Genomic DNA, 15740 nt, shown 5'->3' on the forward strand with positions numbered 1-15740 from the left:
GGTATAATAATGGAATTTAATACATTAATAATTGATTTAGATGGAACATTAGCTTACAAAAGAGATAAAGTAGCAAAAGAAAACATAAAAACAATAAACAATCTTTTAGAAAAAGGGATTAAAGTTATTATTGCAACCGGAAGAAGTCCTGAGAAAATTAAACCAATTTTAAATTTAATTGACATCGAAAAATATAATTACCCAATTATTTCATTTAATGGTGGATTAGTTTATGAATCTCAAACCAAAAAAGTTATTCTAAGAAAAACATTTTCAACAGAACATGCTTTGAATTTTTTTGATAACTTAAATCAAAAAAAACTTTATGGATGAGGGTATTCAGCAAATCATAATTATGGATACACTAATAAAAATAAATTTATAATTAAAATCATTTCAATAATTACAAAAAGAAAAAAAACTAATTATAAAATGATTAATAAAAACAATGATGAAGTTTTTAAATTTATTGTCGGTGGTAAAACAAAAAACATAGATATTTTTAAAAATGAATTATTAAAAGCTGAGGATTTAAGCTTTTTTCAATGATCATATTTTTCTGGAAAAATAAATAACTTAGAAATTAACCCCAAGAACACAGATAAGTGATATGCATTAAAACATATTGCAGTTGATTATGATATTGATTTAGAAAAAACAGTAGCAATTGGCGATGGTGGAAACGATAAACTTTTAATTGAAAATTGTAAAATTGGTGCCGCTATGAAAAACGCAAATGCAAAAATAAAAAATGTTGCTGATTATGTTACGAAAAATAATAATAAAAAAGCAGGTGTTTCAGAAGTTGTTAATAAGTTTTTTTAAAACTTATTTTTTTATTACATATAATGTTTTTTATCTATAATTTTTATATATAATAATATTATTATATTTTAAATCACAATAGATTTATTTTTAATATATAAATGTAAAAACGAAGTAATTTATAATTATTAAAATTTTATAGGAGAATAAAAATGAACAACGAAAAAAAAATTAAAATTTTTGAGTTTATGTCTGTTTTTGCAACCTTTGTTGGAATAGTTGTTGGTGTAGGTATATATGCTAAGAACTCTAACCAACCAGGGTCTGTTTTAGGTATTGCTCAAAATCCAATTATTGCAATAATTTTGTGAGTTGTTATAGGAATCTTGGGGATGACAATGATTGTTGTTTTCATGGAAGTTTCATCAACCACAAAAGCAAAAAACCAAAATGGTAACTTAGCTAATTGATTAGGAAAGTTACATGGAAGAAAATTAGGGGCTTTTTCAGCAATATTTAATATTGTTGGATATATTCCAATAATTTACTCTATATTATCATTTCTAGTAATTGATTTTATATTTACAACAATTGGGACACCAATTAATAGTCTTTCAAGTTTAGATAAATTATTATTTTATTTATTTGGAGGAATGGGAATAATGGCTATTTTTTCAATGGCCAATGCCTTCACTAGAAAGCCGGGAAAAATAATACAAATTATCGGATTAGCAATAAAACTTATACCCTTACTGATAGGTTTAGTGTTAGGTTTAACTCAATTAGGAAGTGATAATACATTTTCAGATCCAAAGTTACAATCTTGAAGTGCAGGAGCCTTTTTCATGGCAATTGCGCCAATTATGTTTTCATTAGATGGATTCGTATACGCTACTAATTTACAAAAAGAAGTAAAATATAAAAAACAACTACCAAAAGCACTTTTTGCTTCAATGTTTTTTGTTATTGTATTTTATGTATTAATTTCAATATCAATTTTTGCCGGATCAACAGACGGTAACTTATTTACAGTATTTGACAATACACTTCCAGGGTGAATGATTAAAATTGTTTATGTTTTAATAGTTATGTCGGCAATTGTTAGTCTAAACGGAATGACATTAGCTGCCACAAATTATATTTCTGCTGGTGTTGAAGATGGCTTTTTCTTTTTCAATAAAAAAGTATCAATTAAAACATCTGGTATTATTCAATATATTATTTCAGCAACAGTTTATTTAATTTGTTTATTGGTAGGTTATGCTGTTTATAATGATAACCCTATTTATATAATCGATGGTTTTTCAACCGTAATTACAGTTTTTAACTTTTTATTTTATGGAATTGTTATTGTATTAGCTATGATAAACCGTAAAACTAATAAAGTTAAAACCGATAGAGTTAGGTTCTTCTGACCTTGCGCAATAATTTCAGCATCTTTAATATTTGCCTTTATTTCAGTTATTATTGTTGGATATTTTGCTGCCTTGGCAGTAGATCCAAGAGGTGTTGTAAGGTGATTTATCATTGGATTTGCCTTATTTATGGTATTAATTTGAGGAATTAATGAATTGTTATATAAAAAATTCAATCCCAAAAATCCCGATAAAAAAGAAAAAACTGTAGTAGAAAATATTAATATAAACAAAGAAAACCTTGCTAAAAACACAAAAACAGTAAGTTCTAATGTTTAAAAATCTATTTAAAATAGATTTTTTTTTATTTAAACTAACATTATGTTAAAATATTTATGTCCGCAAGGACATTCAATTCTAACGTTTTATGCGTTATTTGTGTTTAGGTAATTTCCGCTATAAAAGTTAATGACTCTTCGCCTAAGCACTAAAAGCGGACTGAGTTATTTTTTTTTGTCAAAAAAAGGAGTTTTATGAATTTTTCCGTAATTTTAATCGTTGGACCCACTGGTAGTGGTAAAACAGATCTTTCAATTAAAATTGCAAAAAAGTTCAACGGAGAAATTATTAATAGTGATTCTACACAAATTTTCAATGGGTTAGATATTGCAACCAATAAAATAACTAAAAAAGAACAAGAAAATATTCCACACCATTTATTGTCAAAAGTTTCCTTAAACGAAACATATTCCATAATGGATTATCAACGAGACGGGCGTAAAGCTATAAACAATATNTTTAGAAAAAATAAAATCCCAATTATAATTGGTGGAAGTGGATTATATATAAACGCTCTTTTAAAAGACTACAATTTTAATAAAGAACAAAATGATTTTAATCATTACGAAGATAGGTTTTTAAAATATAATAATTTACAACTGTGAAATATATTACTAAATATAGACTTTAAATCTGCCCTAGAAATTCATGAAAACAACCGCAAAAGAGTTATCAGAGCCATAAGTTATTTTTATGAAAATAAACAAAAATTTAGTGATAAAAAAGTTGCAGAAAATTATATTTTTAAACCATTAATTATTGGCCTTTCACCAAAAAAAGAAGTTTTAAAACCTTATCTAGAAAAGAGGGTATATAAATTAATAGAAAAAGGCCTTTATGATGAAGTTATTAATGAGTATAAAAATTTAGGAAAATCTACAAATTATCAATCAATGAAATTTATTGGTTGCAAAGAAATTATTCAATATTATAATGATGAATTAACACATGAAGAATCAATAGCAAGAATGCAGATCGCAAATTGACAATATGCAAGAAAACAATATACATGATTTAAGTACAAATTAGATAATATAAATTGATTTACACACAATTACCAGGATTTTGATTTAATTGTTAACAAAGTAATTGATTTTATAAAAATAAAAATGCCTTTGGTGATATAAAATAGCTGTTTTGCTAACATTAGAAGGTTTTTTATAGTAAAATAAAAAAAGAAAATATAATAGTGAGGATTCTATGATAAAAAAAATTGGTATTTTAACATCTGGTGGTGATTCGCAAGGTATGAATTCAGCAGTTAGTGGTGTTATAAAGTATGCTCAAGCTCAGGGTTTAGAAACATATATCATTAAAGATGGTTATTTGGGCTTATATAATAACTGAATTGAAAAAGTTGATTCTTTCTTTGCTGATGGCATAATTTCACGAGGGGGAACTGCTGCTGGGAGTGCAAGATTTCCTGAGTTTCAAGAAGAAGAAATCAGAGAAAAAGCAATTAAAAATTTAAAAGATAAAAAAATTGAAGCATTGGTGGTGATTGGTGGAGATGGTTCATACAAAGGTGCGCAAAGACTTTCAGAAATGGGAATAAATTGTATTGCCTTACCAGGAACAATTGATAATGATATTTCTTCATCTGAACAAACAATTGGTTTTGATACAGCTTTAAATATAATAGTTGATTCAATCGATCGCATAAGAGACACATCTCAATCTCACAGTAGATGTACAATTATTGAAGTTATGGGTAGACATTGTGGAGATTTAGCCTTATATGGTGGAATTGCTGGTGGAGCTGATATCGTTTCTATTGGGGGTAACCCATTAAGTGAAGAAGATATAATAGAAAAAGTAACAAAATTAAAAGGCATTGTTAGAAGTGTTGTTGTTGTAGTTTCAGAACACCTATATGACAGTGTTCATGAACTTGCTAAAAAAGTTCAAGAAGCTAGTGGATTTGAAACAAGAGCATCAGTTCTTGGCCACATTCAACGTGGTGGTAAACCAACGGCAATGGATCGTTTTAGAGCATTTACAATGGGGATTCGAGCTGTTGAACTAATCTTAGATGGAAAGTCTGGGTTAGCACTAGGAAACGTTGGAGAAGAAATAGTTGATTATCCAATATTGGAAGCTTTAGAAATTCCAAGAAAATCACGTAAAAAATTATGAACACAGTTTAACAATTTAAACATTAGAAGAATAAAATAAGGGGACAAAATGAACAGAGACAAAAGAACAAAAATTATTACAACTATTGGACCAAGTACACATTCACTTGAGGCAATTCGCGATTTATATGAAGCGGGTATGAATACTATTAGATTAAACTTTTCACATGGTGATTATAAAGAGCATGGAGCTCGTATAAAATGAGCAAAAGAACTAACGGAAAAAATGGGTAAACCAATTTCAATTATGTTAGATACAAAAGGACCTGAAATAAGAGTTGGAGCTATGCAAGATGGTAAACAACAAATTAAATCAGGAACAATTGTAGAAGTTTTAACAGATGCTAAGTCTTATAAATCAGTTGAAGGAACTGCTAATTTAATAACAGTTTCATATGATATGGCTGGGGATTTAAAAGAAAGAGACACTATTTTAATTGATGATGGTAAATTATTACTTCACGTTGAAAAAGTTGAAAAACATAAAATTATTACCAAAGCTTTTAATACTCATTGAGTAAAAAACAACAAAAGAATTAATCTTCCAGGAATTGATTTCTCTTTACCATTTTTATCAACAAAGGATAAAAAAGATATACTATTTGGGATCGAAGAAAACTTAGATTACATTGCTGCTTCATTTGTTAATTCAGCTGCTAATGTTAAAGAAATTCGTGATATTTTAATTAAAAATAAAGCTGAAAACATTCAAATAATTGCTAAAATTGAATCACAAATTGGATTAGACAATATTGATGAAATTATCGAAGCTGCAGATGGAATTATGGTTGCACGTGGTGATTTAGGATTAGAAATTCCTTATTACGATGTCCCTTATTGAGAAAAAGTTTTAATTAGAAAAGCTCGTTCAAAAGGTAAGATTGTTATTGTTGCAACACAAATGCTTGAATCAATGACAGATAACCCATCTCCAACAAGAGCTGAAGTAACTGACGTTTACTTTGCAACTGAATTAGGGGCTGACTGTACAATGCTAAGTGGAGAATCTGCAAACGGATTATATCCAACGATTGCTGTTCAAACTATGTCAACAATTAATTCTCGTGCTGAAAAAGAATTTTATTCAAAACTATACTACCAAAAACAATTGGATGATGCTGAAGCTTCAACTAGTGGCCCGAGAGCTGTTATTGCTAAAAAATTAGCAATGAAAGCTTTCAATGGTGATTACAAGTTTGCTGTTGTATTATCAAATACAGGGGAATTATTAAAAACAATTTCAAAATTTAGACCAAACGTTTCTATTCTAGGTGTTACACCAGAAGAAAATCTATATACATCTTTTGGAGCTTGAAGTTCAATTTTCATGAATAAAGTTTCAGACTATGATGAATTTAAACAAAACAAACAGGCTGTTATTAGAATCGCCAAAAAATGAGGAGCAGTTAAAGGAACAAAAGTTTTATTTGCTCATCGTGAAGATATTCAAGAAATTATTATTACATAATTTTATAAATAAAATATAATCTTTAAAGCAACAAGTATAATATGTAATATATAACATATTAATTAATAAGTTGCTTTTTTTTATTATAAAATAAGTTAATCATTCTTAATAAATAATGATTTCAAGGAGATAAAATGAAAATTACTTTAAAGAACAATCTTGTAAAAGAGTTCCAAGAACCACTAACAATATATCAAATAGGACAAAAAGCTTTTAACATTAAAGAAGATGATTGTTGAGCTGGAGTTATTGATGGAACAGTTTGACCATTTGATTTAATGGTAGATTTTGATGCTAATTTAGAATTCGCTGGCAAAGATTCAAAATATGCATTTTCAATTATTAATTATAGTGCGGCTTTATTAACATCATTTGTCATTTACAACATAGATAATAAAATGAATTTAATAACAGCTGACTACACAAAAGAAGGGTTTACAGTTACTTTTGAAAGTAATAAAAAAATCTCTGACTTTAATATAGAAGCAATTAAGAACAGTGTTTTAGATAAAATTAAAGATAAAGTTTTAATTAAAAGAGTATGTTTTGACAAAGAAATTATTAAAAATGTTTTTAAAGATAACGTGTCAGCTACAAATAAAATAAACGCTTTACCAAAAGAACAAGGCAAAAAATGTGCATACTTAATTGGAGATTACTTTTTATACAATGATTATGCAGCTGTGAATGCTGAAAAAATTAATAAATATGAAATTATTAACATAGAAGAAATAATTGATAACAAAAAAACTATTTACAAAGTAACTGGTTTAGCGCAAGTATAAAAAAAACATAAGATAAAACAAATTTTGAAAAATTTTGTTTTTTTTATTGTAAAATTATTTTATAAGTAAAATATTAGGAGTATTATGAAAATTATATTAAAAGATGGAACAGTTAAAGAGTTTAATGAATCAAAGACTCTTTTTGATATCGCAAAATCCTTATCAACTTCTTTGGCAAAAAAAAGTTGAGCTGGAGTTGTTGATGGAGTAATTAAACCTTTAGATAAAATAATAGATTTTGATGCAAATGTAGAATTTATTGATAAAGATGCAAAAGAAGCATTTAATATTATCAACTATACAACAAGTGTTGCTTTATCTTATGTTATGCACAAATACAATAACAGTGTGAAAATTGTTGATACTAATTATGATGAAGATGGTTTTTATGTAGATTTTGTGAGTGATGTTAATTTTAAAAAAAGTGATTTAATTATTCTTAAAAAGAANTTACAAAAATTGATCAAAGCCAACTTACCTATAAGTAGAACTTGTTTTTCTATTAAAGAAGCCAAAAATATTTTCAAAGATAATCAGTTTGCTCTAGATAAGATAAATAACTTACCAAGTGGGAAAAAAGATAAATGTACATATTTAGTAAACAATAGTTTTTATGTGTACAATTCTTTTGTCGCTATAAACCCAAGCAACATTAAAGCTTTTGATATTTTTAATGTTTCTGGTGTTTTTGTAAATGATGAATACAAAGACTATACAGTTCAAAGAATCAGGGGTCTTAGTGGAGTTAGTGAAAAACAGTTTAATACTAAGTTAGAAGAAATTGAAGAGCGAAAAGAACGTGATCACCGAAAAATTGGTCAAGATTTAGAGATTTTTACTTTTGATAATTTAATTGGAGCTGGTCTACCAATTTGACTTCCAAATGGAACAATTATTAAGCGTCAAATTCAAAATTATTTACGTAAAAAGGAATTTGAATATGATTTTGTTGAAGTTGAAACACCAATATTAGGATCAGTTGATCTTTATAAAAAATCAGGTCACTGACAACATTATAAAGATTCAATGTTTGCACCAATTATTCAAGAACATGATAGTTTTATTTTAAGACCAATGGCATGTCCGCACCACATTCAAATTTTTAATAGTAGTTTAAGAAGTTATCGTGAATTACCGTTAAGAATTAGTGAACATGCAGTATTGCACCGTTATGAATCATCTGGTAGTTTAACTGGTTTAGAAAGAGTAAGGATGATGGAATTAACAGATTCACATATTTTTGCTCGTGAAGATCAAGTAGAATCAGAGTTTACAAGAGCTTACAATTTAATAAAAGAAGTTTTAGATAAATTTAACATTAAAATTGATTATTTTTCTCTTTCATTACGTGATAAAACTAATAAAGAAAAATATTATGATAATGATGCTATGTGAGATAAAGCAGAAAAAATGTTAGAAAATGTTTTAATTAAATTAAATGTTCCATACAAAAAATGTGTTGGAGAAGCAGCATTTTATGGACCAAAACTTGATGTGCAAATTAAAACTGCTCTAAATCATGAAATAACTGTTTCAACACTTCAATTTGACTTATTGTTACCAGATAAATTTGATTTATTATATGTTGATGAAAATAACGAAAAGGTTCGTCCAATTATGATCCATCGTGGATTAATCGGAACTTATGAAAGATTCATTTCAATTTATTTAGAACAAACAAAAGGAGTTTTTCCGTTTTGAATTTCACCAACTCAAATTAAGATTATTCCCGTTTCAATAAATTCAGATATTCAAATGAAGGCTGTAAATGAACTACAAAAAATATTGAAAAAAAACATGTATCGCACAAGCTTAGATGTTAGAGATCAAAGATTAGCCTATAAAATTCGTGAAGCACAAACAAAAAAAATTCCAATTCAAATAATAATTGGAGATGATGAAAGTGATTTAAAAAACGTTACTTTTAGAGAATACGGAAAAGAACAAGACCAAAAAATGTCTTTAGCTAAATTTTTANNGATTTTATTGAAAAAATAAATAAATAAAATAATAAATGCAAACTATTGCATTTTTTTTATTTTATTTTATAATTTTCTTGTTTACTAAAAAGAAACAAAAAGTTTACTAATAATAAACAAAGGTATATATGGAAATAGGATTAAAAATAAGAAATTTAAGGCACAAGAATGATTTAACAGTTGAAGAACTGGCAAATAGATGTGAATTAACAAAAGGATATATTAGTCAATTAGAACGAGATTTAACCTCGCCAAGTATTGAAACCCTAAGTACAATATTGGAAGTTTTAGGTTCTGATATGAGTAGTTTTTTTGCAACATTTAAGGAAGAAAAAATTGTTTATGAAACAGAATCTTATTATGAAAATGATAATGAAGATTTTACACTAAAATGATTAATTACAAATGCACAAAAAAATAAAATGGAACCAATCATTATTGAAATAAATCCTAACAAAAAATCTGAATTAGTTTACCCATATAATGGTGAAATATTTGGATATGTTTTAGACGGAGAAGTTGAAATATTTTATGGGGATAAAAATTATTTAGCTAAAAAAGGATATAGTTTTTATGTTAAGGCTAATGAAATACATTATTTAAATAATAATTCAAATAAAAAAGTGAAAGTATTGTGAGTATCTAACCCACCAATTTTTTAAAGAAAGGATATAAAGTTTATGGATAAAAATTTAATTGAAATAAGAAACGTCTCAAAAGAGTTTAGTGGAGATGTTGTATTAAAAGGGATATCTTTTAATGTTAAAGAAGGGGAATTTATTACTTTATTAGGACCTTCTGGTTGTGGAAAAACAACTACATTAAGAATTATTGCTGGATTAGAAAAAACTAGTGGAGGTGAAGTTTTATATAAAAATGAAAACCTTCTAAAAATCCCAACAAATAAAAGAGAAATTAATACTGTTTTTCAAAACTATGCTTTATTCCCACATTTATCTGTTTTTGAAAATGTGGCATATGGTTTAAGAATTAAAAAAAAGAAACGTGAAGAAATTGAAAGAGAAGTTAAAAAGTTTTTAAAGTTAGTAGATTTAAAAGGTTTCGAAGATAAAGAAATAGATCAATTATCAGGTGGTCAAAAACAAAGGGTTGCTCTAGCTAGAGCTTTAATAAATAAACCAAAAATTTTGTTATTAGATGAACCAATGGCAGCTTTAGATGTAAAACTGAGAGAATCTATGAGAATGGAACTGAAAGCTTTACAAGAAGAAATTGGAATTACTTTTATTTTAGTTACACATGATCAAGAAGAAGCTTTAACAATGTCTGACAGAATTGTTGTAATGAATCAAGGGATAGTACAACAAGTTGGTACACCAGAAGAAATTTATAATGAACCTGAAAACCTTTGAGTGGCAAAATTTATTGGTAATTCTAATGTGATTAATGATGCAATTTTTGTAAACGATAATTTAGTAAAAATTGATAATAAAGAGTTTAAATGTGTGGATATTGGTTTTGGAGAAAACGAACACCAAATAGACATTATCATTAGGCCAGAAGACATTGATATTGTTGAAAAAAATATAGGATATTTTGAAGGTGTTGTTGAATCTGTAGTGTTTAAAGGTGTTCACTGAGAAATTATTGTTTGCGTAGGTGACAGAGAATGAGTTATTCATACAACTGATTTTGTAGAACTTGATTCTAAAGTTGGAATTAAATGAAACGAAGAAGACATCCATGTTATGTGAAAGGAAATAGAGGACTAATGAAAAAGTTTTTTAAAGCTTGTAAAAAAAATCTTGCCACTTTTAAAAAAAATGTTGTAAACTTTTTTACTAATTCTACATTCATTAATAAAGCAAAAAAAACAAAACCAGTACTATTGTTTAAAAAGACTAACAAAATGTTATTACCATATACAATTTTGATGATTTTATTAATTGTTATTCCATTAGTAATTATTTTATTTTATTCATTAATTGGCGCAACTGGAAACAGTCTAATTTTTGAAATAAATTTTAAAAACTTTTTAGATTTTTTTAGAGAAGGAAGTTTTATGATTTCCTTATTATTAAGCTTGGGATTTGCCTTAGCGGCAGCACTTATTGCAATTGTGATTGGTTATCCTGTAGCTTACATTATGGCTTTTAGTAATTCAAAATTTTTAACAAAAAACATTTGAATATTAGTTACATTACCAATATGAATTAACATGATTTTAAAAGTAATTGGTTTACAAACTTTATTTCAAATTATTTCACCCACACTAATAGGGACTCCAATTTCAATTATTTTAGGAATGGTATATGCTTTTATTCCGTTTGTTATTTTGCCAATATATAATAGTTTGGAAAAAACAGATCGTACATTAATTGAAGCTTCAAGAGATTTAGGTGCTGGTCATATAAAAACATTTTGAAAAGTTACTTTTAGACAATCTTTACCAGGGGTTATTACTGGGGGAATATTGTTGTTAGTTCAAGCCTCAACTTCTTTAATAATTTTTAAATTTTTAGGAGGGGGACAAATATCATCAATTGTTCAAGTTATTGAATCTTACTTCTTTAAAGGGGGTAACTTTGGATTAGGTGCTGCCATTTCTGTTGTAATGGCTCTAATAATTTTTATAATAATTATTGTTTCAAAATATGCAGCACACTATTTTGAAAATAATAAAAGGAAGGTAAAAAACTAATGTTTAAATTTTTAAAATCTACATACTTAAGTGTTGTGTTGTTGTTAATTTATATTCCTTTATCTGTTTTAATTATTTTTTCATTTAATTCAGGAGAAAGTTTAACAATTTTTCAAGGGTTTTCTTTTAAATGATACGAAGAGTTAGCAAAAGAATCTAGTTTTATTCAAAGTATTGTGGTTTCTATTTTGGTGGCTGTAATTTCCACAATTATTTCCACAATTATTGGATTATTTGCTGCCTTAGGTTTATCAAAATCACGTCGCATAACACAAAAAATGACCTTATCTGTATCTAACATACCAATTATTAATGCTGATATTATTACAGCGGTTTCTTTAATGCTATTATTTATGGCTTTTGGAATTAATTTTGGATTAACAAGTTTAGTTTTTGCCCATATTTCATTTAGTATTCCATATGTAATAATAACTATTATGCCTAGAATGAAAAAAATTGATGCTAAGCTAATTGAAGCTTCAATTGATTTAGGGGCATCATCAGCTCAAACTTTAAGAAAAATAATTTTACCTATTTTAAAACCAGCTATAGCTTCAGGGGCTGCAATTGCTTTTGCAATGAGCTTTGATGATTTTATTATTTCTTATTTTACTGGGGGAGATGAAGTAAACGTTTCAACCTTTATTTATACAATGAAAAGATTAAAGCCATTTGTAAATGCTTTCGGAACAATTTGTATCGCAATTGTTGGACTGTTTATATTTGGGTTTAATATTTACAATTTTACAAAATCANNGCAAAAAAATCTTTTGAAAAAAAAAGTTTTAAAAAATAAATATCAAGATAAACAAAATATTAAAATTGAAAAAGAATTATGAAGTTTATATTATCAAGCTAACTTTTCTAATGAGCTTGTCGAAAATGATAAACAAGAACTATGAAATAAAATAGATTATCTAGAAGAAAAGTTAAAAAGTAATATTGATTGAGTGAAACAAAAAAAATCAAAGTATCTTGATCGACTATTACAAAAAGAAGAACAACGTAAAGTTATTCGTAAAAAATTCTATTGACTATCAAGAAGTTGAAGATCAATTTTATTATTATTAGTAATTGCATCTTCTTCAAGTGCATTAGTGGCATTTTATATTATAAATAATTCTTATGATATTGTTTTTGCTAACTGGGGTAGTTTTATGGATCCAGATATCATAAAAGAATTTGAAGAAAAACACGATGTTAAAATTAGATACACAGTTTACGATAGTAACGAAACTTTATACAACAAACTTTATACAACAAATTATGATGTAATGGTCCCAAGTGATTACATGGCTAATAAATTAGCGCAAGAAGAAGTCATTGAGGAAATTGACTATGTAAAATTAAATCAAGTTGATAATGACTTTTTAATTCTAAAACCTAATAAAGACTTTGATGGAAAAATTTTCAACAATGATGGTAGTCCAAAATATACGGAAGGAAATGAAAATTTTAATAATTTAAATATTGATAATGATTTTATTGATTATTTAAAATCTATTAACCATGATTTTATTGAAGATCATTATCAAAGTGATAAAGAAGTAAGTACTAAAGCTGTTGATGCAAATAGCATAGCTCTTGTGAACAATTCTTTACAAGCAATTCAAAATGCTAACAATTGAAAAAGTAATACAGAATCAATTGCTAGTTACTCATTGCCATTATTTTGAGGGGAAATGTCGATTGTTATTAATCCAACACCTTCAAATATTAATTTAATAAACGATTATTTAAATGATAAAAATAGCCACTTACCATCATCAATTACAGATCAATTTGGGATTGAACACAAAGATTGAATAGAGGGTCGTGGACAATATATTTTCAATGAAGTTGTTACTGGTGAAAATGAAATTTCAAGTGGGTTGTCATGAGATATTTTAGAATACGCTGCTAAAAGAGATAAAAAAGTATTGTTAAACGATGATCCTAAAAACTTATTTTTAATTAGTTCACAAATTCTTTCGGGAAAAGCACAACCAAGAGATGAAGGGGAAGCACAAAAAAGTTTTAATTACTTAAATGAATTATTTAAATCTCCAAATATATCTTTAATGAATGATGAAATTATAAATGCGGCAAGTGATGGTAACTTTGATTTTGCCTTTATGTATAATGGGGATGCAATTTATGCTGATAGTTTATTTGCAGAAACTAAAAAACCAGAAAGTATTAATAAGTTAATAATTGAAAACCCAGCAAACAGACGTTATGTTGAAGGTGTTGATCAAAATATTTTTGAAGGAACAAATATTTACAGTGATAATTTAGTAATTAATAAAAACTCTCGAAATAGAGATTTGTCTTATAAATTAATTAACTTTTTAACACAAAAAAGTAGTGATTTATCAGCATATGTTGGTTATACATCACCATATGATCAAAACATTAAAACAATGTTAGGGTATGAAGGGGCAGATGAAACTAATGAGTATTTTAAATACTATAGTGATTATCAAAGCGAATATGTTCCTGTCGGAAGATATAACAAAACAACATCTGAATACAATTCATTCTTACAAAGTGGAGATGAACCATTTATCTTTAATGAAGAACTAGATAAATTTGTTGTTAATTTATATAATATTTTAATTTCAAGATTAACATAAAAGAAATTAACTAAATAACTCTACAAAATATAGGGACAATATGCTAAAAGTAATATTAGTATTAGTTACTATATTTTTTGTGTTTACAATGAAAACATTTTTTTTAGATAAAAATGATAAAAATGACTATAAAACTTTAAATAAAATTGTTTTTTCTAATAAAAGTGATTTCTTAGAAATTAAAAAACCACAACCTATAAATATAAATAATAAAGTAACTATATATCAAAACTTATTAAACAACAATTTTAATTTTCAACTTTATAAAATACATAATAAAAATAATTTGAATAAGATTGCAAATAATTTTCATGTATTTTACACACCATCAATTATTAATATTTTAATGTGAGACTTACGCACAATAAATTTAGGAAAAAGTTTACTACCAAAATATATTGAAGAAGAATTATTTCATAGTTTTGTGGAAACAATGTTTACAACAAATAGTAAAGAAGAAACTTTAAATATAATGACAAAAAAACTTATAAATCACAACAAAAGAGAAAATATAATTGTTTGATTTACCTACACGTTCAAAGGATAAATATTTATTTAACTATTTAATTTTTGTTTTTATTATTCTAAATTTGTCTCAAAACAAATTTTTATTTATTTCTTTTTTTCTATATATTTTAATTATTTTTATAATGTTTTGAAAGCATCAGTTTAAATTAACTTATAAGCAACTTTTTTTATGTTCATTAACATTATTATTTTTTTTATTTAAATTTTACATAGCTTATTTTAATGACATGGTTTTTATTTTTGGTTTTGATAATAAAACAAATTTCTATAAAGGCAGAAATATTTTAGGAGAAGATTTTTTAGTTCAATCCAAACATCTTCTAATTAATAAAACAATTATAATAAATAAAAATAGTGTTTTTTCTGTAATTAATAGTTCTGAAAAAATGTTATTTTTTATTAAAATAAAATCTTATAAAATAATTTATAATGTCTTATCTATAAAAAATAATTATTTACTAAAATTATTAAATTTAAAATATTTATTTTTTAACAATACTAATTTTTGCAAAACCGTAATTTTTTTTCCAGCACAACTTTCATATGACTTATTTACAAAGTTATTAAGCAACAATGTTTTACATCTTTACTTTTTTTCAGGTACACATTTATTTTTTTTAAAAAAATTATTTAAAAAAAACACACAGTGCATTTTACAAATACATTTATTTTTTTTATATATTTTTTTTATATAAGTATAAATGTATATAATTATCTTTTTATTAGGGCTTTAGTTTCAAATAAATTTTCTAATAATAAAAATTATGCAAATATTTTAATGTTGATATTTTATTTCAAAGCTAGTCGATCCCTTTATTGATTTTTTTATTTTTGAAATACATTTTTTAAAAATTATAGTAAAAATTATTTAACTATGTACGTAAATAACATATTAGCTTGTTGGTGTATTGAATTTTTTAACAAATATCATATAAGTTACTTCAAAATATATTTAACATTATATACAAACGCCATATTTACTATTTTATTTTTATTCTTATTTTTTAATCCCTGAATAGTTTTCATTAATGAATGTTCTATAAACTATTCCAAAATTTTTTTTGACAATTAATGATTTTTTTTATGTTAATAAAAAATCTATTTTGTTT

At 25.7% G+C, this 15740-nt stretch carries 12 protein-coding genes; all 12 read left to right on the forward strand.

Features of this window, described 5'->3' with window-relative positions; translation table 4 throughout:
* Positions 1-9 precede the first annotated feature (9 nt).
* The 12 genes from NPX79_RS03000 (at position 10) to NPX79_RS03055 (ending at position 14650) form a co-directional block, all read left to right on the forward strand.
* Entirely contained in the window at positions 10-825 is an 816-nt protein-coding gene (locus NPX79_RS03000; RefSeq protein WP_381414957.1) for an HAD family hydrolase, read from the forward strand.
* A 152-nt stretch (positions 826-977) separates the two neighbouring features.
* Positions 978-2459, forward strand: coding sequence for an APC family permease (locus tag NPX79_RS03005; protein WP_381414958.1), 1482 nt, complete (start codon positions 978-980; stop codon positions 2457-2459).
* 194 nt (positions 2460-2653) lie between these two features.
* Positions 2654-3586: a tRNA (adenosine(37)-N6)-dimethylallyltransferase MiaA gene (gene miaA / locus NPX79_RS03010; RefSeq protein WP_381414959.1), complete on the forward strand. Its 933-nt coding sequence runs from the start codon at positions 2654-2656 to the stop codon at positions 3584-3586.
* Between the two features lie 73 nt (positions 3587-3659).
* The gene (pfkA, locus tag NPX79_RS03015) at positions 3660-4634 is read left to right on the forward strand and encodes a 6-phosphofructokinase (RefSeq protein ID WP_381414960.1); all 975 of its coding nucleotides are present in this window, start codon (positions 3660-3662) and stop codon (positions 4632-4634) included.
* A 9-nt stretch (positions 4635-4643) separates the two neighbouring features.
* Positions 4644-6062: a pyruvate kinase gene (pyk, locus tag NPX79_RS03020; RefSeq protein ID WP_381414961.1), complete on the forward strand. Its 1419-nt coding sequence runs from the start codon at positions 4644-4646 to the stop codon at positions 6060-6062.
* Between the two features lie 134 nt (positions 6063-6196).
* On the forward strand, positions 6197-6847 hold the full coding sequence (locus NPX79_RS03025; protein ID WP_381414962.1) for a hypothetical protein: 651 nt from the start codon (positions 6197-6199) through the stop codon (positions 6845-6847).
* Between the two features lie 84 nt (positions 6848-6931).
* Complete coding sequence (gene thrS, locus NPX79_RS03030) at positions 6932-8845, forward strand: threonine--tRNA ligase (protein ID WP_381414963.1); 1914 nt, start codon at positions 6932-6934, stop codon at positions 8843-8845.
* A gap of 109 nt (positions 8846-8954) precedes the next feature.
* On the forward strand, positions 8955-9488 hold the full coding sequence (locus tag NPX79_RS03035) for a helix-turn-helix domain-containing protein (RefSeq protein ID WP_381414964.1): 534 nt from the start codon (positions 8955-8957) through the stop codon (positions 9486-9488).
* An 18-nt stretch (positions 9489-9506) separates the two neighbouring features.
* On the forward strand, positions 9507-10559 hold the full coding sequence (potA, locus tag NPX79_RS03040; protein WP_381414965.1) for a spermidine/putrescine ABC transporter ATP-binding protein: 1053 nt from the start codon (positions 9507-9509) through the stop codon (positions 10557-10559).
* A complete protein-coding gene (gene potB, locus NPX79_RS03045) occupies positions 10559-11488 on the forward strand; it encodes a spermidine/putrescine ABC transporter permease (RefSeq protein WP_381414966.1) in 930 nt (309 codons plus the stop codon). The genes potA and potB overlap by 1 nt, the downstream gene beginning before the upstream one ends.
* Positions 11488-14103, forward strand: coding sequence for an extracellular solute-binding protein (locus tag NPX79_RS03050; RefSeq protein ID WP_381414967.1), 2616 nt, complete (start codon positions 11488-11490; stop codon positions 14101-14103). The genes potB and NPX79_RS03050 overlap by 1 nt, the downstream gene beginning before the upstream one ends.
* Positions 14104-14143: 40 nt before the next feature.
* Positions 14144-14650 (forward strand): hypothetical protein, encoded by a 507-nt coding sequence (locus NPX79_RS03055; protein WP_381414968.1) that lies wholly within the window; start codon positions 14144-14146, stop codon positions 14648-14650.
* The last annotated feature ends 1090 nt before the right edge of the window (positions 14651-15740 follow it).

Origin of the sequence: Spiroplasma endosymbiont of Anurida maritima (assembly GCF_042465095.1) — a bacterium.
In the GTDB taxonomy this organism is placed as follows: domain Bacteria; phylum Bacillota_I; class Bacilli_A; order Mycoplasmatales; family Mycoplasmataceae.